General features: G+C 62.1%; 18 protein-coding genes. 16 read left to right on the top strand and 2 right to left on the bottom strand.

All coding sequences use genetic code 11. From position 1 onward, the window contains the following. Positions 1 to 43: 43 nt before the first annotated feature. Positions 44 to 973, bottom strand: coding sequence for a LysR family transcriptional regulator (locus HHL24_RS32005; RefSeq protein WP_169489309.1), 930 nt, complete (start codon positions 971 to 973; stop codon positions 44 to 46). 1,254 nt (positions 974 to 2,227) lie between these two features. Between HHL24_RS32005 and HHL24_RS32000 the strand changes: the two genes are divergently transcribed. The 5 genes from HHL24_RS32000 to pcaC all read left to right on the top strand — a co-directional run bounded on the left by HHL24_RS32000 (position 2,228) and on the right by pcaC (position 6,612). Next, complete coding sequence (locus HHL24_RS32000; protein ID WP_169489308.1) at positions 2,228 to 2,932, top strand: 3-oxoacid CoA-transferase subunit A; 705 nt, start codon at positions 2,228 to 2,230, stop codon at positions 2,930 to 2,932. Positions 2,933 to 2,942: 10 nt separating this feature from the next. Further along, the gene (locus tag HHL24_RS31995; protein ID WP_169489307.1) at positions 2,943 to 3,602 is read left to right on the top strand and encodes a 3-oxoacid CoA-transferase subunit B; all 660 of its coding nucleotides are present in this window, start codon (positions 2,943 to 2,945) and stop codon (positions 3,600 to 3,602) included. A gap of 441 nt (positions 3,603 to 4,043) precedes the next feature. Next, entirely contained in the window at positions 4,044 to 5,423 is a 1,380-nt protein-coding gene (locus HHL24_RS31990) for a 3-carboxy-cis,cis-muconate cycloisomerase (RefSeq protein WP_169489306.1), read from the top strand. A gap of 5 nt (positions 5,424 to 5,428) precedes the next feature. Further along, positions 5,429 to 6,220: a 3-oxoadipate enol-lactonase gene (gene pcaD / locus HHL24_RS31985; protein ID WP_169489305.1), complete on the top strand. Its 792-nt coding sequence runs from the start codon at positions 5,429 to 5,431 to the stop codon at positions 6,218 to 6,220. Beyond that, positions 6,217 to 6,612, top strand: coding sequence for a 4-carboxymuconolactone decarboxylase (gene pcaC, locus HHL24_RS31980; protein WP_054043292.1), 396 nt, complete (start codon positions 6,217 to 6,219; stop codon positions 6,610 to 6,612). Before pcaD ends, pcaC begins: the two co-directional genes overlap by 4 nt. Positions 6,613 to 6,754: 142 nt before the next feature. On the opposite strand, the gene HHL24_RS31975 is transcribed toward pcaC, so the two are convergent. Beyond that, positions 6,755 to 7,456, bottom strand: coding sequence for a TetR family transcriptional regulator (locus HHL24_RS31975; RefSeq protein ID WP_169489304.1), 702 nt, complete (start codon positions 7,454 to 7,456; stop codon positions 6,755 to 6,757). 393 nt (positions 7,457 to 7,849) lie between these two features. Between HHL24_RS31975 and HHL24_RS31970 the strand changes: the two genes are divergently transcribed. The 11 genes from HHL24_RS31970 (at position 7,850) to HHL24_RS31920 (ending at position 21,961) form a co-directional block, all read left to right on the top strand. Beyond that, complete coding sequence (locus HHL24_RS31970) at positions 7,850 to 9,454, top strand: 6-hydroxynicotinate reductase (protein WP_169489303.1); 1,605 nt, start codon at positions 7,850 to 7,852, stop codon at positions 9,452 to 9,454. A gap of 39 nt (positions 9,455 to 9,493) precedes the next feature. Further along, positions 9,494 to 10,432, top strand: a complete 939-nt coding sequence (locus HHL24_RS31965; RefSeq protein WP_169489302.1) for a UPF0280 family protein — start codon at positions 9,494 to 9,496, stop codon at positions 10,430 to 10,432. Continuing rightward, complete coding sequence (locus HHL24_RS31960; RefSeq protein WP_169489301.1) at positions 10,408 to 10,998, top strand: amino acid synthesis family protein; 591 nt, start codon at positions 10,408 to 10,410, stop codon at positions 10,996 to 10,998. Before HHL24_RS31965 ends, HHL24_RS31960 begins: the two co-directional genes overlap by 25 nt. 108 nt (positions 10,999 to 11,106) lie before the next feature. Next, positions 11,107 to 11,691 carry an amino acid synthesis family protein gene (locus tag HHL24_RS31955; protein WP_169489300.1) on the top strand — a complete coding sequence of 195 codons (585 nt, stop codon included), beginning with the start codon at positions 11,107 to 11,109 and terminating at the stop codon, positions 11,689 to 11,691. Between the two features lie 18 nt (positions 11,692 to 11,709). Further along, positions 11,710 to 13,650: an ABC transporter permease gene (locus tag HHL24_RS31950; protein ID WP_169489299.1), complete on the top strand. Its 1,941-nt coding sequence runs from the start codon at positions 11,710 to 11,712 to the stop codon at positions 13,648 to 13,650. After that, a complete protein-coding gene (locus HHL24_RS31945) occupies positions 13,647 to 14,456 on the top strand; it encodes an ABC transporter ATP-binding protein (protein WP_169489298.1) in 810 nt (269 codons plus the stop codon). Before HHL24_RS31950 ends, HHL24_RS31945 begins: the two co-directional genes overlap by 4 nt. After that, positions 14,453 to 15,166, top strand: a complete 714-nt coding sequence (locus HHL24_RS31940; RefSeq protein ID WP_169489297.1) for an ABC transporter ATP-binding protein — start codon at positions 14,453 to 14,455, stop codon at positions 15,164 to 15,166. The genes HHL24_RS31945 and HHL24_RS31940 overlap by 4 nt, the downstream gene beginning before the upstream one ends. A 73-nt stretch (positions 15,167 to 15,239) precedes the next feature. Continuing rightward, positions 15,240 to 16,439, top strand: a complete 1,200-nt coding sequence (locus HHL24_RS31935) for an amidohydrolase family protein (RefSeq protein ID WP_169489296.1) — start codon at positions 15,240 to 15,242, stop codon at positions 16,437 to 16,439. Positions 16,440 to 16,470: 31 nt separating this feature from the next. Next, the gene (locus tag HHL24_RS31930) at positions 16,471 to 16,977 is read left to right on the top strand and encodes a (2Fe-2S)-binding protein (protein ID WP_169489295.1); all 507 of its coding nucleotides are present in this window, start codon (positions 16,471 to 16,473) and stop codon (positions 16,975 to 16,977) included. Continuing rightward, positions 16,974 to 20,585 (top strand): molybdopterin cofactor-binding domain-containing protein, encoded by a 3,612-nt coding sequence (locus tag HHL24_RS31925; protein ID WP_169489294.1) that lies wholly within the window; start codon positions 16,974 to 16,976, stop codon positions 20,583 to 20,585. The genes HHL24_RS31930 and HHL24_RS31925 overlap by 4 nt, the downstream gene beginning before the upstream one ends. A gap of 167 nt (positions 20,586 to 20,752) precedes the next feature. Next, entirely contained in the window at positions 20,753 to 21,961 is a 1,209-nt protein-coding gene (locus HHL24_RS31920; RefSeq protein ID WP_169489293.1) for an ABC transporter substrate-binding protein, read from the top strand. Positions 21,962 to 22,998 lie beyond the last annotated feature (1,037 nt).

The following is a 22,998-nucleotide window of genomic DNA, read 5'->3' as shown; positions in this document are numbered from 1 at the left end:
CGTCGCATCGTGTCGATGTCCCGTTCGCGGACGGGGCGCGCGCTCACTTCGGCCACTCGTCCATATCGTCGTTGAAGAGCTCGGCGACGATACCGCGCAGCCAGCTCGCCCGCGGATCGTTATGAAACTTGCGATGCCAGTGCTGCCGCAGATCGAAGCGCGGCAAGGGCAGCGGCGGCTCGACCAGCGTGATCGACGCATACTCCGACACGTACGCAAAGCCGATTGCGTGCGGCACCGTCGCGAGCAGATCGGTACGCGCGAGGATGAACGGCAGACTCATGAAGTGCGGCGTTTCAAGTACGGCGCGGCGCTTGATACGTTTCTTTTCCAGGTAATGTTCGAGGACTTCCTGGCTGCGTCCTTCGGCACGCACGACTGCGTGTCCCGACGCCACGTACTGAGGCAGTGTGAGCGGGGCTTTCGAAAGGGGATGCCCCGTGCGCATCAGGCAGATGAATCGATGGGTGAAGAGCCGTTGCTGGAAGAAGTTATTGCCCGACAGATCGGGAAAATAGCCTACGGCGAGATCGACGTCGCCCGATTCGAGTCCACGTTCCACGTGCGAGGGCGAGAGCGACACTGAGCGCAGATTCGCATACGGCGCGCGTTCGGCGAAGAGTTGCAGGAGCCGCGGCAGGAAGACGATTTCGCCGACGTCGGAGAGCGCGAGGGAGAAGGTATGGGTGCTCGTGGCCGGATCGAAATCCTGCACGTCGAGCATGCCTTTCTCGATACGCAGGAGCGCGTCGCGGGCCGCGGGGAGGATGGCGAGCGCGCGCGGCGTGGGCTCCATGCCTTTCGATGTTCTAACGAAGAGCGGATCGTCGAAGTATTCGCGCAGGCGGCCTAGCGCGGTGCTCACGCGGGGTTGGCTGACGCCGAGTTGCTCCGCCGCGCGGCTGACGTTGCGGGTGTCTTCTATCGCTACCAGGAAGGGGATCAGGTTTAGATCCAGGGTGGTGTCGGACATGCTGGTTTTCTTTTGCCTGCGGCGCTGGGGGGTATTCGCGATATGGATAGAGGGTAGTTTAATAATCTTAATTTGGGATAGTGGGGTTTTCTTTGCCTGCGCGGCGCTTTCTGTCTGTTTGCCTGTGGCTTTGGCCTTTCCTTGAATTGTTAGTGGTCTATTAGCGTTCGCCCCTGTGCGGGGCAGGCACTTACTTTCTTTGCCGCCGCAAAGAAAGTAAGCAAAGAAAGCGGCTCAAACCGCTCATGCTAAGTGGGAACCGTAGCCCGCAAGTGCTAGTGGCCCCGTGGAATCCGGGTTCTCGCACATTCGGCGTCAGTGACAAGGGTGTCATTCTTCCGGCGGCGCTGCGCGCGCCGAAGAGTGCTTCGTAAAGCCACCCGCTGCGTTTCGGCTCTTGCGCTTTGCCAGGCATCGTAACTCGTCGTCGCATCGCCTTTCTGCCGCAAGTGCAAGTGCGACACACCTACATTTCCTTCGGGGTGCGGGTTTGCCCATGAAGTGCCGCTGTGCCTCGCCGAGGCGAAGCCGACGGCCCCCGCCGCGCAAAACCGAAGCCGACGGCCCCCGCTGCGCAAAACCGAAGCCCCTTGTTTCCCTGGCAGACCCGTCCGCGACGCACGCAGTGCGGAGTGGGAGCTGATGAGCCCTTAGTCACTGCGGGTGGAGCTCGTGGGAGCCCGGATTCCACGGAGCCACTATCTCTTCCAGGCAACGGTGCCCACTTAGCATTAGCGGTGTGAGCCGCTTTCTTTGCTTACTTTCTTTGCGGCGGCAAAGAAAGTAAGTGCCTGCCCCGCACAGGGGCGAACGCTAATAGACCACTAACAAATCAAGGAAAGGCCAACGCCATAAGCAAACAGACAGAAAGCGCCGCGCAGGCAAACAATCCAAGGATCCGCACCAAACCCCAGTCGCCGACACCACGAACAAGACAAGGAAGGGAAGGGAACGGCGCCAAAAGCCAGGCAGCCATGAGCAAACAACCCCCCGCCGGGCAGGCAAAAACCTATGATTAAGGGGAATCCCCTGCCTTGACAACTCGCCCGAAGGGCAACCATAATCGCCTGAGCGTTCGCTAAACGAATCCATGTTCATCTAACGAACAAATCCGCAGCGAACAAACCAAAGGCGCCAGCCCGCATCTCCAACTGGCGAGCCGCCGCCAGCACAGGCCCGGAGACCGTTCCGCACAAGCCCTTGCCTGCAAAGGCAGAGCCCCACGGCACGCAGCGCCGCAAAAGGAAATTCGACATGATCAACAAGATTTTCGAGTCACTTCAATCGGCGGTCGCCGATGTCCACGACGGCGCAACCGTCATGATCGGCGGCTTCGGCACGGCCGGCATGCCGTCCGAGCTGATCGACGCGCTCATCGAGCAAGGCTCGCGCGAACTCACCATCGTCAACAACAACGCCGGTAATGGCGATATCGGCCTCGCGGCGCTACTCAAAGCCAAACGCGTGCGCAAGATCATCTGCTCGTTCCCGCGCCAAACCGATTCGTATGTGTTCGACGCGCTCTATCGCGCCGGCGAAATCGAACTCGAACTGGTGCCGCAAGGCAACCTTGCGGAACGCATTCGCGCGGCAGGCGCGGGCATCGGCGGATTCTTCACGCCCACTGGTTACGGCACCAAGCTCGCGGAAGGCAAGGAAACCCGTCTGATCGACGGCAAGCATTACGTGCTGGAATCGCCGCTGCACGCGGACTTCGCGCTGATCAAGGCGTTCAAGGGCGACCGCTGGGGTAATCTGGTCTATCGCAAGACCGCGCGCAACTTCGGCCCGATCATGGCGAGCGCGGCGAAAACGGCCATCGCGCAGGTGTCGAAAGTGGTGCCCCTCGGTGAGCTCGATCCGGAAAATATCGTCACGCCTGGCATCTTCGTGCAACGCGTGATCGAAGTGCCGCAAGCTGCGCATCAAGCCGAACTTGCATCCGCGACCGCCGCCTGAGGAGACCGACATGAAAAAACTGACCCGCGATGAAATGGCCAAGCGCGTTGCCCAGGATATCCCTGAAGGCGCTTTTGTGAACCTCGGCATCGGCGTGCCCACGCTGGTGGCCAACCACCTCGCCGCCGACAAGGAAATCTTCCTGCACAGCGAAAACGGCTTGCTTGGCATGGGCCCGGCACCCGCGAAGGGCGAGGAAGACGACGAACTGATCAACGCCGGCAAGCAGCACGTCACGCTGCTCACGGGCGGCGCCTACTTCCATCACGCGGATTCGTTCGCGATGATGCGCGGCGGCCATCTGGATTTCTGCGTGCTCGGCGCGTTCCAGGTGTCGGCGAAGGGCGATCTGGCGAACTGGCACACCGGCGCGCCCGACGCGATTCCGGCAGTCGGTGGCGCCATGGATCTCGCAATCGGCGCGAAGCAGGTCTACGTGATGATGGAGCACCTGACCAAACAGGGCGAAAGCAAGATCGCGGCGGAATGTACGTACCCGGTCACGGGCGTGAACTGCGTCAACCGCGTCTATACAGACCTGGCAATGATTGACGTCACCGACCAGGGTCTCGTGGTGCGCGAGATCTTCTCGGACATCGACTTCGACGCGCTGCACAAACTGACCGGCGTGCCGCTGATCGACGGCACCCAGGCGGCTCGCGCGGCTTAAGCATAGCCGGCAGCCGTCGGCACAGAGGCTGCCGCGAAGTCGAAACGCTGCGAGGCGACGACACTTAAGCGGCAACCGCAGCGCTGGCGACGCAACGGCGCCGCTTAAGCGGATGCCAGCAACTCTGGTAACGCAACGGCGACGCTTAAGCGGATACCAGCAACTCTGGCGACGCAACGGGCAACGCTCACGTGCCGCTACGTCACGCCAGCGTGCCGCCAATCATGTCTGGCGTGCGCTTTGGGCAAGCTTCATGCCTGTGACCCGATATTCTGGTGGTACGGCAAGGCGTCGCGTCGGCATTCGAAGCAGAATGCGCCGCAACGCCGCGTGCGGTACGCTCTCGATAGATAGCGCCTCGGGTGCATCTTGGTCTGCGTCGCCGCGCGCCCAGATCGCCGCGGCGAAACCTTCACTTTCGATTTCCTCATCGACGCCATCATGCTCGACTCCAGCGCCCGTCTGACCGGCCTTCTTTGCGGCACACAGCCGATGAACGACATCTGGGCGCCGCGTGCCACGCTGCAACGGATGCTCGATGTCGAAGCAGCGCTCGCGCGTGCTTCGGCTGCCCATAACGTGATTCCGCACAGCGCCGTGGCCGCGATCGAGGGCGCCTGCCATGCCGATCAACTCGATGCCGACGCACTTGCGCGCGACGCGGCACTCGGCGGCAACCTCGCAATTCCCCTCGTCAAACAACTCACCGCGCGCGTCAAAGCGGCGGATGCCGAGGCGTCGAAGTACGTCCATTGGGGCGCGACGAGTCAGGACATCATCGATACGGCGACCGTGCTGCAATTGCGCGACACCTTCTATCTGCTCGACAACGGCCTGCAGGCCACGTGCGATGCACTGGCGAAACTCGCGGCCACCCATCGCGCTACGCCGATGATCGGCCGCACCTGGTTGCAGCAGGCGCTGCCCATCACACTCGGCCTGAAATTCGCGCAATGGCTCGACGCTTTGCTGCGTCATCGCGAACGGCTCGATGCGCTGCGTGCGCGTGTGCTGGTGCTGCAATTTGGCGGCGCGGCTGGCACGCTGGCAAGCCTGCGTGACGCGGCGCCACAAGTGACGCAATCGCTGGCGCAAGAACTCAAGCTCGCCGTGCCCACCTTGCCGTGGCACACGCAGCGCGATCGCATCGCCGAAACAGCGGCGCTGTTCGGCATGCTGATCGGCACGCTCGGCAAAATCGCGCGCGATATCTCCTTGCAGATGCAAACCGAAATCGACGAACTGGCCGAGCCCGCCGCTGCAGGCAAGGGCGGTTCGTCGACGATGCCGCACAAGCGCAATCCGGTGGGTTGCGCCGCGGTGCTGACGGCCGCGACGCGCGCGCCGGGGCTGGTGGCCACGGTGTTCGCAGGCATGGTGCAGGAGCACGAGCGCGCGCTCGGCGGCTGGCAAGCCGAATGGGACGCGCTGCCTGATCTCGCGCGCCTTGCAGGCGGCGCGCTCGCTAACATCGAACAGATCGCCGCGGGCCTCAACGTGAATGTGCCGCGTCTCGCCGCCAATCTCGACGTCACGCACGGATTGATTCTCGGCGAAGCGGTGATGCTCGCACTCGGCGACAGCATCGGCCGGCTCGATGCGCACCATCTGGTTGAGCGCGCGTCGAAAGCGGCGATCGCCGAGCGCAAGACGCTTTTCGACGTGCTCTCGACGGACCCCGCCGTGACCGAACATCTTTCGCTCGAGCGCCTGAAGCAACTGCTCGATCCCGCTCAATACGTCGGCCAGGCGCACGCCTATGTGGACGCCGCGCTGGCACTTCATCACACGCGCGCCAAGCGCGCCATTTCCAAGGAGTAATCGGCATGCCTTACGCCGCAGTCAACGGTACCGAGCTTCATTATCGAATCGACGGTGACCGTCACGGCAACGCGCCGTGGATCGTGTTGTCGAATTCGCTCGGCACCGATCTGTCGATGTGGGCGCCGCAAGTCGCGGCGCTGTCCAAACACTTCCGCGTGCTGCGCTACGACACGCGCGGCCATGGTCACTCGGAAGCGCCGAAAGGCCCGTACACGATCGAGCAACTGACTGGCGATGTGCTCGGCCTGATGGATACGCTGAAGATCGCGCGCGCGAATTTCTGCGGTCTGTCCATGGGCGGTCTGACCGGCGTCGCGTTGGCCGCACGTCACGCGAATCGTCTTGAGCGCGTGGTGCTGTCCAATACGGCGGCACGCATCGGTTCTCCGGAAGTGTGGGTGCCGCGCGCCGCGAGGGCACGCACGGAAGGCCTGCTCGCGCTGGCCGATGCTGTGCTGCCCCGTTGGTTTACCGCGGACTACATCGAACGTGAACCGGTGGTGCTTGCAATGATCCGCGACATATTCGTGCATACCGACAAGGAAGGCTATGCATCGAATTGCGACGCCATCGACGCCGCCGATCTACGCCCTGAAGCCCCCGGCATCAAGGTGCCGGCGCTGGTGATCAGCGGCACGCACGATCTGGCCGCAACGCCGGCACAAGGCCGCGAACTGGCGCAAGCGATTCCTGGCGCGCGTTATGTCGAACTGGACGCCTCGCATATTTCCAACATCGAGAAAGCCGAAGCCTTCACCAAGACCGTGCTCGACTTCCTGACGGAGCAGAAATGAACGACGAAGACCGCTATGAAGCTGGACTCGGTGTGCGCCGCGCGGTGCTGGGCAGCGCGCACGTCGACCGGTCGCTCGCGAATCGCACCGAGTTGACCGAGGAGTTCCAGAACTTTATCACCCGCTATGCATGGGGCGAAATCTGGACACGCGAAGGTTTGCCGCGTCACACGCGCAGCCTGCTGACCATCGCGATGATGGTCGCGCTCAATCGCAGCGAAGAACTCGCATTGCATTTGCGCGCCGCGAAAAACAACGGCGTGACACGCGAGCAGATCAAGGAAGTGCTGTTGCAAACTGCGATCTATTGCGGCGTGCCGGCAGCCAACTCGGCGTTTCACCTGGCCGATAAACTGTTCCGCGAAGACGACGCCGCAGCGGCAAAGCCATAACGACGTTGCAACACTGGCGCGGCGGGTGGCCTCGTCGGCACTCGCCGCGCGCCACACCATTGCGCCGTCATGTTTTCCCGCCGGAATGAAGCGGATCAAAGCGTGATGCCGAGCCCGAAGCATACGTCAGACGAAACGCGCTTCAGGCAATCCTGCTCTCGTTCATCACTGCGGTTTCAGCCGGCAACTGCAAGCTCACCGCACGCAACACCGTATCTTTGATGACCTCGCGCCAATGCGCGAGTGCGGCCTTATCCATCAGCGGTTCACCGAGAAAAGCACCCAGTGTGTACTGATTGGCGTTATAGAAATACCCGAGCGACGCAATCATCAGATACACATCACGCGCTTTGACGTCGGTACGAAAGACGTTTTGCGCCTTGCCTGCGTCCAGCAACTTCTGCACGACCGAAATCGCATAGCCGGAAATCTCTTTCAGTTTTGACGATTTCTTCGCGTGCTTGCCCTGGTGCAGATTCTCGCTCGACAGCAGCGTGACGAACTCGGGATGATCGAGGTAGTACTGCCAGACGAATTCGACCATCTGCTCGAGCCCATGCACGGGATCATCCAGATCGAGATCGAGCTTGCTTTCCGCCTCGTTAAACTGCGTGTAGATCGTCTCCAAAACTTCGACAAACAACTGTTCCTTGCTGCCGAAGTAGTAATAGATCATTCGGTCGTGCGAACGCGCGGCCTTCGAAATACTTTCGACCCGGCCGCTTGCATAGCCTTGTTTTGCAAAGACCTTGATGGCCGCTTTGAGAATCTTGGCGCGCGTGTCCTGCGCCTGCTTCGCGCGGATGCCGATAGCGCCCGGCTTGCGAGCGGCAGTGGGACTCATGGCGGTCTCGGATCTCTTTGTTAGCGTCAGGTTGAACGGCATGCGCCGTAGCCGCCAGGGCACGCTTACTTGCGCGTGAGCACGGCGCGCCTTCATCATACAGCCCATATTACGCGCGACGAAATGCCCTGCACGATCACGTGCTTCGGCGTAGATTGAATCGTGATTCATGCGGCGATGCCGCGCCGCAGCATTCAGATGTCCGCCGGGAAACTCGTTGCGCAGTCTATTTTGATCGAGTAGATTTCAAGCAAGTTTGGTGTAGCGGATACTACACGAACGGTGAGTGAGCGCAACACGGAAAAATGCGGATCGAGAGAAAGTCCCTTTAAACAGGGGCTATTCATCAGCCGGGCAGGACCGATTGTAATGTCGTCGTATGGGAACCCCAGCATGACAGAACATACGAAGGTCGATTTCGGTGCGGAGAGCGTCGACGGCGAAACCGCCTCGACGCCCGGTCCGACCGTGCTCGAGAAAGCGGCGCCGCGCAGCGAGCGGATGGCGTCGAACAAGATTGAATGCAACGCGTGTCCGGTGTTGTGCCAGATATCGGAAGGCCGCACCGGCGCGTGCGACCGTTATGCGAATGCGGATGGGCGGCTGATTCGCGTCGACCCCGTAGTGTTTCTGTCGCGCGCTGCTTTACCTGAAACGAGCGCGAGCAGTGCGGATGCCACGATCGCTTTTGGTGCATCGTCCGAAGTACACGATCCTGTTGCGGAACAGGCGCTCTTTGTTACCGGCATTGGCGCATCGTCCACTTATCCCGACTACAAACCCGCGCCTTTCATTGTTTCTTCGAAGCTCGACGACGTCGACATGATCACGGTCGTCACCGAGGGCATTTTCAGCTATTGCAGCTTCAAGGTGAAGATCGATACCGATCGCTTTCTCGGGCCGGAGCAATCGAACGTGCGTTGCGTTGGTGAGATCGTCGGCCATGTGACTACGGCGGAGTATGGCTCGCAGATGCTGAGCCTCGGCGGTGTGCATCATCTGACCGGCGGCAGCAAGAAAGAAGGCCGCGTGACGTGCGACATGATGCTCGCGCTCGGCAACAAGGAAGCGGTGGAGTTGACCATCGACGGCGGTGCGAGTCTGGTGATTCGCGCGGGCGCGGCGCCGATTGTCGACGGCGTCGAAGAGCAGCGCATGCGCGTGGGCTGTGGATCGGCCACCATCGGCATCTTCGCGAAGCAATGGTTTGGTCATGCTGACGAAGTGGTGGTGGTCGACGATCACATCACCGGCGTGCTCACTGAACACCAGGCGGGCCGCTGTCTCGGCATGACGCGCTCTGGTCTGAAGATTCGCGGGCGCAAATCGACGCCGGGCCGCTATTTTCAGGTCGCGAATCCCGGCACCGGTTGGGGCGGCACTGATATTCAGGACCCGCTGGCGATCGTCGAAGGCTTTGACCCCGCCGTGGCAAAGCCGGGTATGCGCTTACTGATGGTGTCGACTACCGGCGAACACGCGCAGTGGTATGAACTCGATCAGGACCTCGTGCCGCGCATCGCAGCCATGCCGGATGCCGTGCGTCGCACGGTCGAACGGATCGGCGAGAACTGCGAGCCGTCGCTTGCGACGGTGCTATTTCTCGGCGGCGCGGGCGGCAGCTTGCGAGCGGGAGCAACGGAGAATCCGGTGCTGCTCACACGTGCCATCAAACAGAAACTGGTCAACGTAACATGCGGTGGGGCGCCAGCCTATGTATGGCCGGGTGGCGGCATCACGGTGATGGTGGATGTCTCGCGTATGCCCGACCGATCGTTCGGCACCGTGCCGACGCCCGCGATCGTCGCGCCGATAGAATTCACCATGACGTATGACGCGTATCGCGATCTCGGTGGCCATCTCGACGCGGTGCGCTCACTGGAAAGCGTGTTGGCGAACGGACCGGAACATACGGAAGGGGCGCCGCTGGCGCGCAGAACCCTGGCGCGCAATCCCGACAACCCGTGGCCGCCGGCCATGCCGTCGCTGCTCGGCTAACGGCTGCACCATGACCGACACGACAACGTGACGAACACGATGAACGCAACCCGAAACCAGCTCGACGCGGCCCGCTGGCATTGGCAGCATGGGCCGATCGATCTGATCCTCAGTGCGGACGGCGAGCCGTCGGCGGTGCAGGCCGCGCACGAGGCGTGCTGGGCGCGCTTTGTAGAGGTGTTGCCTGAGTTGGTCGGCGAGTTGAAGCTGCTTCGGCAACCTGTGCCGAGCCATGCGGCGCATAGTGACTGCGCGCTGAAAAGCCCCGTAGCCCGCCGCATGTGGAGCGCGTGCCACCCTCACCGCGCGCGTTACATCACACCGATGGCGGCCGTTGCAGGCAGCGTCGCGGACGAATTGATCACGGCGTTCGCGCGTGAAGGCATATCGCGCGCCTTCATCAACAATGGCGGCGACATCGCACTCTATTTGACTGAAGGGCAACAGTACCGCGTGGGCGTGTTTGCCGATCTGGCGAAATTTTCAGGCGGTAAGCTGTCAGGCGATCAAGCTTTAGACGCAAACCTGACGCTCGACGCCGCCATGCCGATTCGCGGCGTCGCGACAAGCGGCTGGCGCGGGCGCAGCTTCAGCCTGGGGATTGCCGACAGCGTGACCGTCCTCGCCCGCAACGCCGCGACCGCCGATGCCGCCGCGACGATAATCGCTAACGCCGTCAATCTGGACCATGCGGGCATCGTGCGCAGGCCGGCTTCGTCGTTGAAGGACGATAGCGATCTTGGTGACATGCTCGTGACCGTCGACGTGCCGTCCTTGCCGCAACCGTTGATCGATTTCGCGCTGGCGTGTGGCGTCGACGCCGCACAGCGTTTGCATGAACAAGGCTTGATCGAAGGCGCCGCGCTGTTCCTGCAAGGGCGGGCGCGTGTGACTGGTACCCATCACAAAGGCGCGTTGTTCAGGAATCGCGCTGAAATTACAACGGAGGCTCCGTGTTCGAAATACGCCGCGTACTGACGCACGTCGAAGACATTTTTCACGAGTTCGGCCCCGCGCCCGCGCAGCCGCTGCGGCGCGGCGCGATTGCGGCGGTGATGACGAATCCGTTTGCCGGCCGCTACGAAGCCAGCATCGAACACGCTATGGAAGCGCTCAAGCCGATCGGCTTCGACATGGCGCAACGGCTGCTGGCGGCGATGGCCGTGCCGCACGCATCGATCGAAAGCTACGGCAAGGGCGCAATCGTCGGCGCGCGTGGCGAACTCGAGCATGGCGCGTTGTGGCATGTGCCCGGCGGCTATGCGATGCGCGAGTTGCTGGAGAAGAACGGCGTGCCGACCCATGCGATCGTGCCGTCGACCAAGAAAGTCGGTGCGCCTTCCACCGCGCTAGACGTGCCGCTGACGCATGTCAACGCCAGCTACGTGCGCAGCCATTTCGATGCGATCGAAGTGCGTGTGCCCGGCGCCCCCGCCGCGGACGAACTGGTGTATATCCTCGTGATGAGCACAGGGCAGCGCGTGCATGCGCGTGTCGGCGGCCTGGCGAAAGAGGCGATTGTGGGCAAGGACGGCTTGCGCTGAGCGGCGCTTGAGCCACGCAATGCGCTGAAGCATTGCATTGAAGCACTGGGCTGAAGCAATAAAGCTAATGCAATCAGGCAGAACACGCATCGAAACCCGGAGAGTGAAATGGCAATCAAGCTTCGCAAGCTGGTCGTGCAGGTCGATGAAACACGCATTGAAATGGGGCAGCCTATCGAGCCGCCGACACGCCGTGCAGTCGCGATTGCGGTGATCGACAATCCCTATGCGGGCCGCTACGAGGCCAAGCTGGACGCGCTGATCGAAGCCGGCGAGGAACTGGGTGCATTGCTCGGCAACAAGTGCATCGAAGCGTTAGGCATCAAGCCGGGCGAGGCGCAAAGCTACGGCAAGGCGGCGATCGTCGGCGAAGCGGGCGAACTCGAACATGCGGCGGCGATCCTGCACCCCAAGCTCGGCGCCCCGCTGCGAGTCGCGGTCGAAAAGGGCGCGGCGCTGGTGCCGTCGGCGAAAAAAATGGGTACGCTTGGCACCGCGATCGACGTGCCGCTGGGTCACAAGGACGCCGCCTTCGTGCGCAGCCATTTCGACGCGATCGAGGCGCGGGTGTCGGACGCGCCACGCGCGAATGAAATCGTCGTGGCCGTTGCGGTGACGGCTTCGGGCCGGCCGCTGCCGCGCATCGGCGGCTTGCAGGTGAATGAGATCAAGGGCGAAGACGGTTTGCGCTGAGTTCTTTTAAGGGTCGCGATGCTTTCGAATTTGCTGGTACAGCTGGTCAACGGACTCGCCGACGCGTCGACGCTGTTTCTCGTCGCCGCCGGTTTGTCGCTGATCTTTGGTGTGACGCGTATCGTCAACTTCGCGCACGGCTCGTTCTATATGTTCGGCATCTATGTCGCGTATAGCATCGCGAGCCGCTTCGGCCATACGGCCGGCGGGTTCTGGCTGTCGGTGCTGGCCGCGGCGCTGGTCGTCGCAGTGCTCGGCGCGCTGGTCGAAATGATCGTGTTGCGGCGCATCTATCAGGCCCCCGAGTTGTTTCACCTGCTGGCAACATTCGCGCTGGTGCTGATCTTTCGCGACGCCGCGCTGTGGCTGTGGGGCCCGGAAGACCTGTTCGGACCGCGTGCGCCGCATCTGGCCGGCGCAGTCGATTTTCTCGGCCATCCGCTGCCGACCTACGACATCGCGCTAATCGTGATCGGGCCGGTGGTGTTGCTGCTGCTCTGGTACGCGTTGACGCGTACGCGTTGGGGCACGCTCGTGCGCGCCGCGACGCAGGATCGCGAGATGCTCGGCGCGCTCGGCATCAATCAGGCGTGGCTGTTCACCGGCGTGTTTTTCGTCGGCGCATTTCTCGCTGGTTTGGGCGGTGCGCTGCAAGGGCCGCGCATGTCAGCGAATCTGTCGCTGGATCTGGAGACCATCGGCAATGCGTTCGTCGTCGTCGTGGTCGGCGGCATGGGTTCGATTCCGGGCGCGTTCGTCGCGGCGTTGCTGATCGCCGAGATCAAGGCGCTATGCATCGGCATCGGCCATGTGTCGGTGTTCGGTATCGATCTGTCGCTGAGCCGCTTTACGCTCGTCGCGGAATTTGTCGTGATGGCGGTGGTGCTGGTGGTGCGGCCTTGGGGCTTGCTAGGGAAGGCGAGCGCTGCGGTGCGCGGCATGGCTGCGCCTGAAGCGCCATTGAGGCCTGCAGGCAAACGCCTGAAGTGGTTGGCGGCAATCGCTTTGTTGGTGCTGATACTCGCGCCGCTTGCGGCCAATGCGTTTCCCTACATGCCCGTGCTGCTGGTTGAAATCCTGATTGCCGTGTTGTTCGCGACGAGTCTGCATTTCATCATGGGCCCTGGCGGCATGCATTCGTTCGGCCACGCGGCGTACTTCGGCCTGGGTGCATACGGCGCCGCGTTGTTTCTCAAAGTACTCAATCTGCCGATGGAAGCCGCGCTACTGCTCGGCCCGTTGCTCGCGGTGGCAGGCGCGCTTGTGTTCGGCTGGTTTTGCGTGCGCCTCTCGGGCGTCTACCTTGCGATGCTGACGCTCGCGTTCGCGCAGATCGTGTGGTCGGTCGTATTCCAGTGGGACGACGTGACGGGCGGCAGTAACGGCATTCTCGGCTTGTGGCCGTCGAACTGGTTGTCGTCGCCAGTGGCTTTTTACTATCTGACGCTCGCCTGCGCTGTGGCCGGTGTGTGGTTGCTGCGCAAGATGCTGTTCTCGCCGCTCGGCTATGCGATGCGGGCGTCGCGCGATTCGGTGCTGCGTGCCGAGGCGATCGGCATCGACGTGAAGCGCGTGCAGTGGGCGGCTTTCGTCGTCGCGTCGCTGTTTTGCGGGCTCGCTGGATCGCTTTATGCCTTCTCCAAGGGGACGATTTCGCCGGAAGTGATCAGCGTGAGCCGCTCAGTGGATGGCCTCGTGATGGTGCTGCTCGGCGGCTTGCAGACGTTGACGGGCCCGATCGTCGGCGCCGCCGTGTTCACGTGGTTGCAGGACACCGTCGCGCGGCAAACCGATTATTGGCAGGCCTTGCTGGGCTTCACGATCCTGCTGCTGGTGATCGCGTTTCCGCAGGGTATCGTCGGTTTCATTCGTGAGCGTTTTGGCCACGATACGGCGGATAAGGCGGAAGAGCGCGTTCCATCGCCAGCACAGGGTACAGCGATCAAGGAGGGGCTATGAGCTTGCTGCGCGTTAGTGGCCTCTCCAAATCGTTCGGCGGCCTGAAAGCGGTCGACGATGTTTCCTTCGATCTTGAAGCCGGTCAACTGCTGGCTCTGCTGGGTCCGAATGGCGCGGGCAAGTCGACCTGCTTCAACATGGTCAACGGGCAGCTGCAGCCGTCGTCCGGTTCGATTCGCCTCAACGATCATGAGTTGGTTGGCATGCGGCCACGCGATATCTGGCGGCTGGGTGTCGGCCGCACGTTTCAGATTGCCGCGACCTTCAATTCGATGACCGTGCTCGAGAACGTGCAGATGGCCCTGGTCTCGCGTGAACGCAAGACGTTCGGTCTGTGGAAATCCGCGGGCTCGCGCTACGCCGATGAAGCCATGACGCTGCTCGAACAGGTCGGCATGGGCGCCGACGCGAACCGCGCCTGTGGTGTGCTCGCATACGGAGACGTCAAACGAGTCGAACTCGCTATCGCGCTGGCAAACCGCCCGAAGCTGCTGCTGATGGACGAGCCCACTGCCGGCATGGCGCCAAAGGAGCGCAACGAACTGATGGCGCTGACCAAGCGTCTCGTCACCGAGCACAAAATCGGCGTGCTGTTTACCGAGCACAGCATGGACGTTGTATTCGCCTACGCCGATCGCATGATCGTGCTCGCGCGTGGCAAGCTGATCGCCGAGGGCGACGCCGAAACGATCCGCAACGACGCACGCGTGCAGGAAGTCTATTTCGGCACCGGCAAGACCTTCCAGCCACGCGCGCCGCTGCATGAAGCGGCAGGCGGCCACCAAGGACAAGGGGCGCTGCAATGAGCGAGCCGATGCTGAAAGTCTCCGGCCTCAATGCGTTCTATGGCCGCGCGCACATTCTGTTCGACGTGGGCCTCGAAGTTGGCCGCGGCGAAGTCGTCGCGCTGATGGGCCGCAACGGCGCCGGCAAATCCACAACGATGAAAGCGGTGATGGGATTGCTGCCGCGTCGTCAAGGAGAGGTACGTTTTCGCGGGCAAAACATCACGGCGTTGCAGCCGTATCGTATCGCGCGCATGGGTATGGGCTTCGTCCCCGAAGACCGCCGCGTGTTCTCCGATCTGACCGTGATGGAGAACCTCGATACAGGCCGCCAGCCGCCACGCGACGGCGCGCCTGAATGGACTCCGGAAAAATTGTTCCGTCTTTTTCCCAATCTCGGCGAAATGCCGAAACGTCCAGGTGGCCAGATGAGCGGCGGCGAGCAGCAGATGCTCACGGTCTCACGCACGCTGATGGGCAATCCGTATCTGGTGCTGCTCGACGAACCGTCCGAGGGCGTCGCGCCCGTGATCGTCGAACAGATGGCGAACATGATTCTCGAACTCAAGCGCGAAGGGCTGTCGATTCTGTTGTCCGAACAGAACCTGCACTTCGCCGAACTGGTCAGCGACCGCGCGTACGTCCTCGAGAAAGGACAGATCCGCTTTAGCGGCACGATCGGCGAACTCGCACAGAACGAAACAGTGAGGCGCGCTTATTTGAGCGTGTGATTCCATCGGCGAACGAGGCGTGCAGGGTTTGCACGCATGCGGCGCCCGGCAGTCGTTGCGAAAGGAGAGGCAGATGGCAGCAGAGACGTTGACAGGCTTGTCGGGCAAGGTCGCCATAACGAACATTGGTCTGCTGTTATCCGGCGACATCGACTGGCCGATTCTCGACGCGGACACGCTGTTGATCGACGACGGCGTGATCGTCGCGGTCGGCCGGGAGAAAGATTGCGACCTCGAAGGCGCGCGAACGACCGTCGACTGCAAAGGCACCACCGTCGCCCCTGGTCTGATCGACTCGCACGTGCATCCGGTGTTCGGTGACTGGACGCCGCGCCAGAATCAGATGGGCTGGATCGAATCGAATCTGAACGGCGGCGTGACGACGATGATCTCCGCCGGCGAAGTGCATTTGCCCGGCCGTCCCAAAGACGTGATCGGTGTAAAGGCGCTTGCCATTACGGCTCAACGCTCGTTTGAAGGGATGCGTGGCGCGGGTGTCGGTGGCGGCGTGAAAGTCATGGCGGGTGCGCCGGTGATCGAGAAGGGCATGGTCGAGGAGGACTTCAAGGAGCTCTCGGAAGCGGGCGTGAAGTTACTCGGCGAAGTGGGTCTCGGCAGCGTGAAGGGCGGCGAGGAAGCGGGGCAGATGGTGGCGTGGGCCCGCAAGTACGGCATTCAAAGCACGATTCACACGGGCGGCCCGTCGATTCCCGGCTCGGGTCTGATCGACAGAGACGTGGTGCTCGCCGCCGATGCGGACGTGATCGGCCACATCAACGGCGGCCATACATCGCTTTCCTATCGGCACGTATGCGATCTGTGCGAACAATCGAGCCGCGCGCTGGAGATCGTTCACAACGGCAACGAACGGATCGCCCTGCTCACCGCACGTCATGCGATCGAATTGAAGTGTCCGCATCGGATCATTCTCGGCACCGACAGCCCGGCGGGTTCCGGCGTGCAACCGCTCGGCATTCTGCGGATGATCGCGCTGATCTCCAGTCTCGCCGACGTCCCCGCTGAAATCGCTTTCTGTTTCGCGACCGGAAACACCGCGCGGCAACGCAATCTGCGCCAGGGGCTAATCGAAGTGGGCCGTCCCGCCGACCTCGTCTTCATGGACCGTGCACAGCACACAGCCGCCGATACGCTGCTGGAAAGCGTGCAACTCGGCGACATTCCCGGCGTCGGCATGGTGATGATCGACGGTTTGATCCGCTGCCGGCGCAGCCGCAATACACCACCGGCGACCGAAGTGCCGGTGGTGCTTTGAGCGCGCGCCGCACGGCGTGGCCGGCATTGTCATGAACCGCCCGGCGCCTCTTACGCTGCACGTCAACGGCGCGACACATCTGGTCAGCGCCGCTGCCGACACGCCACTGCTGTATCTGCTGCGTAACGATCTCGCGTTGAACGGTCCGAAATTCGGCTGCGGCCTCGGCGAATGCGGCGCGTGTACGGTATTGCTGGACGGCATGCCGAGGCGTTCGTGCGTGACGACCGCTAAGGTTGCATTGGGGCGTGAAATCACCACGCTCGAAGGACTGGGCACGCGCAACGCACTGCATCCGGTGCAGCAGGCATTCATCGAAGAACAGGCCGCGCAGTGCGGCTATTGCCTGAACGGCATGATCATGACCGCCAAAGCGTTGCTCGATCGCGATCCGGATCCGAGCGTCGAGACGATTCGGCGGGAATTGTCGCGCAACCTCTGCCGGTGCGGCACGCATGTCGAGATCGTGCGCGCGGTGCAGCGCGCAGCGGTTTTGCTCGCTGAGCAACCGGCGCTGGATCAGGGAGCGCGGGCATGACCGGGCCGGATTTTAGTGTCGATCGCCGGGCCGTGCCGCCGTCGCGGCAGCAGCTCCATGACGCGCAGAATGTGCTGATCGTCACGCGGCCCCCGCAAGCGCCGGTGCGAGCCGCGATTGGGCAGCCGGGGTCGCGGTCCACGTTCGTGCCGACGGAAGCGGACATGTTTCTCGTCGTGCGCGACGACGGCAGTGTGGTTGCGTTCAATGGTCATGTCGATCTTGGTACCGGCATCGGCACAGCGCTCGCGCAGATCGTCGCGGAAGAACTCGACGTGCCGTTGACGCGTGTATCGATCGTGCTTGGACACACGAACGAAGCGCCGAATCAGGGTCCCACGATTGCGAGCGCGACGATCCAGATTTCAGCCGTGCCGTTGCGGCAGGCGGCGGCGCAGGCGCGGCAGTTTTTGCTGGCGGAGGCGGCGCGACGCCTGAATGTGAGTGCTGACAAGCTCGACGTGCGCGACGGTGTGGTCTTTCAGCGCGACGGCGACGCCATCAAAGGTATGGGCTACGGCGAACTGATCGCCGGACGGCGCGTTGAATTGACGCTCGCCACCGATGCGCCGCTGAAATCGCCCGACACGTACAAGATCGTCGGCAAGAGCTCGCCGCGTGTCGATATCCCCGCGAAGGCCACGGGCGAATTGAGTTTCGTGCACGACGTGCGCGTGCCGGGCATGCTGCACGGCCGCGTCGTACGGCCGCCTTATGCGGGTGTCGCGCAGGGCGAGTTCATCGGCAATAGCCTGCTGCTCGTCGATGAAAACTCCATCCGTGACTTGCCCGGCATCGTCAAGGTCGTGGTGATCCGCGATTTCGTCGGCATCGTGGCTGAGCGCGAAGAGGTCGCGCAGCAGGCGGTGAAGCGGTTGAATGTGCAGTGGAAAGCAGTAGAAGGTTTGCCGCCGCTCGAAACCAGCGAGGAAGTGGAAGCGGCGCTAAGAGCGAATCCGGTCAAACGACGCGATCTGGTGATCGAGGGCGATATCGACGCGGCACTCGCGCAAGACGCTGCTCGAACGCTGGAACGCACCTACGTATGGCCGTTTCAGATGCATGCGTCGATTGGACCGTCGTGCGCAGTGGCCGACTACCGGGATGCGAAGCTGAAGGTCTGGTCGGGCACGCAGAATCCCCATTCGTCGCGTGCCGATCTCGCTTTGCTGATGGCACTGCATGAAGCGCACATCGAAATCGTGCGCATGGACGCGGCGGGTTGCTATGGCCGCAATTGCGCGGACGATGTCGCCGCCGACGCTGCCTTGCTATCGCGCGCAACCGGCAGTCCGGTGCGCGTGCAACTATCGCGCGAAGACGAGCATGCATGGGAGCCCAAAGGCGCTGCGCAATTGATGGATGTGCGCGGCGCATTAAGTGCAGAAGGCGAACTCGCGGCATACGATTTCGCGACACGCTATCCATCGAACGATGCCCCCACGTTAGCACTGCTGCTTACCGGAACCATCTCCGCGCAGCCGCAAGTATTCGAAATGGGCGACCGCACGTCCGTGCCGCCATACGACTACCGGACCATGCGCATTGTCTGCGACGACACGCCGCCGATCGTGCGAGCATCGTGGCTGCGGGGCGTGTCCGCGTTGCCGAACACGTTCGCGCATGAGTCTTTCATCGACGAACTCGCAGCGGAAGCGGGCGTCGATCCCGTTGAGTTTCGGCTGAAACATCTCACTGATCCGCGTGCGATCGATCTCGTCAAGGCAGTGGCTGAGAAAGCCGGCTGGCAAGCTCGTACCACCGCTTCGAAAGATGCTCAGGAAGAGGGCGACGTTGCGCGCGGCAGAGGCTTCGCTTACGCCCGCTATGTGCACAGCAAATTTCCTGGCTTCGGCGCGGCATGGTCCGCGTGGGTCGCTGACGTCGAAGTCAATCGCAAGAGCGGCGAGCTTGCCGTGACGCGCGTGGTGGTCGGGCAGGACACCGGCACCATGGTGAATCCCGACGGCGTACGTCATCAGATACACGGCAATGTGATCCAGGCAACCAGCCGCGCGCTGAAAGAACGCGTGACGTTCGGCGAGAACGCGGTGACGAGCCAGGAGTGGGGCGCATATCCGATCCTGACTTTTCGTGAAGTGCCGGTGATCGACGTGGTGATGATGCCGCGCCACGGCGAGCCGCCGATGGGCACGGGCGAATCGGCGTCGCTGCCTGGCGCCGCCGCGATAGCCAACGCGCTGTACGACGCGACCGGTGTGCGCTTTCGCAGGCCACCGTTCACGCCCGAGACGATTCGCGCCGCGCTCGCCGATGCGCAAGCGGAGGAAGCGGCTGCGCGCAAAAAGAAGCGTTGGCGGCTCGGCTTTCTCGGTGCAATCGCCGCGGGCGCGGCCGGCTGGCTCGGGGCACTGGCTATGACGCCGCAAGCTATCGCGCCGATTACGCCACCGCTTGCGAGCGCGTTCACGCCCGAGCTGGTGGCGCGCGGCAAACTGCTCGCGTCGCTGGGCAATTGCGCGGTTTGCCATACCGCGCACAATGGCGTGCCGAATGCGGGCGGCAAACCACTCGATACGCCATTCGGCACCGTCTACAGCACTAACATCACGCCTGATGGACTGACAGGCATCGGCACATGGTCCCTTGACGCATTCGTGCGGGCGATGCGGCAAGGTATAAGCCGCGACGGGCATCGTCTGTACCCCGTGTTCCCCTACACGTCGTTCAAAAACACGTCCGACGACGACCTGAAAGCGCTCTACGCGTACCTGATGGCGCAAACGCCGGTGCGTTCCCGGCCGCCAGAAACGAAGCTGGCGTATCCGTTCAGCGTGCGTCCGTTGATGGCCGTATGGAACGGACTATTTCTTGGGCGCAATACGTTTGCCGCCAGCGCGACGCAAAGTGCGCAATGGAATCGTGGGGCGTATCTCGTGAACGGCCTCGGCCATTGCAGTGCATGCCATACCCCGCGCAATGCATTCGGCGCCGAGAAAACCGGCGCCGCATTCATGGGCGGCGGCCTGGCGGAAGGGTGGGAAGCGCCCGCGCTGTCGACGCTTTCCAACGCGCCCGTGCCCTGGAGCGAAGACGAACTGTTCAGCTATCTGCGCGACGGTCACGCGCCGCTGCATGGTGTCGCGGCCGGGCCGATGGCGCCGGTCGTCAGCGAACTGGCGGCATTGCCTGACAGCGATATTCGCGCGATGGCCACGTATCTGGCGTCTTTGAATCCCCTGGAGGCTAACGCCGATCCTGCGGCGATGGCACGTCAATACGAGCAGGCCAGCGCGATTACGGGTCCGACAACGGGCCTCGGTGCACGTCTCTTCGATGGCGCGTGTGCCGCCTGTCATCACACTGGCAGCGGGCCGCAATTGTTCGGTGCGCATCCGTCGCTAGCGCTTAACACGAATCTGCACAGCACGACGCCTGATAATCTGATTCGCGTGATTCTCGATGGTATCGGCTCGCCTGCGCGCCCCGAACTCGGTACGATGCCGGCTTACCGCGACAGTTTCAACGACGCCCAGGTCGCAGAACTCGTGACATACCTGCGTCAGCAATTCGCCGGCGGCAAGCCGGCATGGCAGGACGTCACGGCGAGCGTCGCCAGAATCCGCGCGACGCCGCGGGCAGAGTGAAATCGCCAAACGCATTGCAGCACGGATTGCAGCATCACTTGCAGCACCACTTGCAGCACCACTTGTGGCACAACTTGCACCACGGCTCGCTGACCGAATTACGAAACGCTTCAACGCTTGATAAAAACGACCGCATTCCCGCAATCCTTTTGATAACGGAGAAACGCATGACCACGCGCGCAGGATGGATCTCTCGCCTCACGGTTTCAACGGTTCTATCGTTCGCGGCCCTCGGCGCGAACGCACAGCAGACCATCAAGATCGGCGAAATCAACAGCTACAAGGCGCAGCCTGCCTTTCTCGGGCCTTACAAGAACGGCTGGAATCTCGCGCTCGAACAGGTGAATGCGGCGGGCGGCGTACTCGGCAAACCGCTCGAAGTAGTGTCGCGCGACGACAACGGCAATCCGGGCGACACGATTCGCGTCGCGCAGGAGTTGATTGCACGCGAGCAGGTGCAATTACTGTTCGGCGGTTTCCTGTCGAACACGGGCCTCGCGCTGACTGACTTCGCGAAGCAGAAGAAGATTTTCTTCCTCGCCGCCGAGCCGTTGACCGACAAGATCGTTTGGGCCGACGGCAATAAATACACGTACCGTCTGCGTCCTTCGACGTATATGCAGGTGGCGATGCTGGTGCCCGAGGCGGTGAAGCTGAAGAAGAAGCGTTGGGCACTCGTGTATCCGAACTACGAGTACGGGCAATCGGCGGTGGCGACGTTCAAGAAGCTGATGACGGCGGCGCAGCCGGACGTGGAGTTTGTTGCCGAGCAGGCGACGCCGCTGGGTAATGTCGATGCGGGCGCGGTGTCGCAGGCGATTGCCGATGCCAAGCCGGATGCGATTTTCAACGTGCTGTTCGGCGCCGATCTCGGCAAGTTTGTGCGCGAGGGCAATACGCGCGGGTTGTTCAAGGATCGTAGTGTGGTGTCGTTGTTGACGGGCGAGCCGGACTATCTCGATCCGTTGGGGGCGGAGGCGCCGACTGGCTGGATCGTGACGGGCTATCCGTGGTATTCGATCGATACGGCGGCGAACAAGAAGTTTGTGGATGCGTATCAGGCGAAGTATCACGATTATCCGCGGCTTGGGTCGGTGGTGGGGTACTCGGCGTTGATGTCGATTGCGGCGGGGATCAAGAAGGCCGGGTCTACTGATTCGGATAAGTTGGCTGCTGCGTTCAAGGGGCTTGGGGTGGAGACGCCCTTTGGGCCGATTACTTATCGGGCTCAGGATAATCAGTCGACAATGGGGGCTTTTGTTGGTGTCACCGGTCTTAAGGATGGCAAGGGTGTGATGACTTCGTATCGGTATATTGACGGCGCTAGTGTGCAGCCGTCGGATGCAGAGGTTAAGAAGTTGAGGGCTTCTGAATAAGGTGGTTTTTTTGCCTTTTGCGGCGGCGTTTTTGTGGTTTTGGGTTTTGGATGGGTTGCCTGTGCGGTGCTTTGTTGTCTGTTCGCTTGTAGCGTTCGGCTTTCCTTGATCTGGCGTTTTGGCCTTTGCTTGATTTGTTAGTGGTCCATTAGGGTCGCCCCTGTGCGGGGCGGCACTTACTTTCTTTGCCGCCGCAAAGAAAGATAAGCAAAGAAAGCGGCTCAAACCGCCAGTGCTAAGTGGGGCCCGTGGCTCGCAGGAGGTAGTGGTGCATCTGGAATCTGTGTTCTCGCACATTCGGCGTGAGTGACAAGGGCGTCATACTTCCGGCGGCGCTGCGCGCGCCGAAGCGTACTTCACAAACCCACCACTACGTTTGGGCTCTCGCGTTTTGTCACGCAACCGTGGCCCGCAGTCGCATGAACTGTAGACAGCAGCACTTGACTCGACAGGCAGTCTCAGTTCATTTCGTCATTCCCGACTTGATAGCTGCCTTTCCTTCCGGTGCGAGGAAAAGGTCAAGCCCGGAGCCGCGAAGCGGCGCGCCAGAGGCGCAGGCTTGAGGTTCGACTCGCCCCGGAGAATCATTCCCATAGTCGGGAGTGGACGACATCTCCGCTGACATTGTCTGAGCAGTCGAGTGCCGGCTAATACATTTGAAGCGGGGTTCCCAAGTGAATGCAGAGGCGCGTCGCCGAGGCGAAGCCGACGGCTCGCACGGCACCAAAACGAAGGCGCTGGTTTCCCTGGCAGACCCGTCCGCGACGCACGTAGTGCGGAGTGGGAGCTGATCAGCCCTTAGTCACTCCGGGTGGAAGTTGTGGGGGCCCGGATTCCACGGAGCCACTACCACTTCCGAGCAACGGCGCCCACTTAGCATTGGCGGTTTGAGCCGCTTTCTTTGCTTATCTTTCTTTGCGGCCCTCCATGTCAGGCTAGTTGTCGCCTCACCCGAACCGATTGATGTAAAGATGGGGGGCGGACAGCGAATGGGAAATGAAACGCTATTCAGCGGAAACCCGGGAATGGGCAATCCA

The sequence above is a fragment of the Paraburkholderia polaris genome, assembly GCF_012927345.1.
GTDB classification, from domain to species: Bacteria; Pseudomonadota; Gammaproteobacteria; order Burkholderiales; family Burkholderiaceae; genus Paraburkholderia; species Paraburkholderia polaris.
Note: the sequence above shows the minus strand (reverse complement) of the source record. Positions and strands in the feature narration are given on the sequence as shown.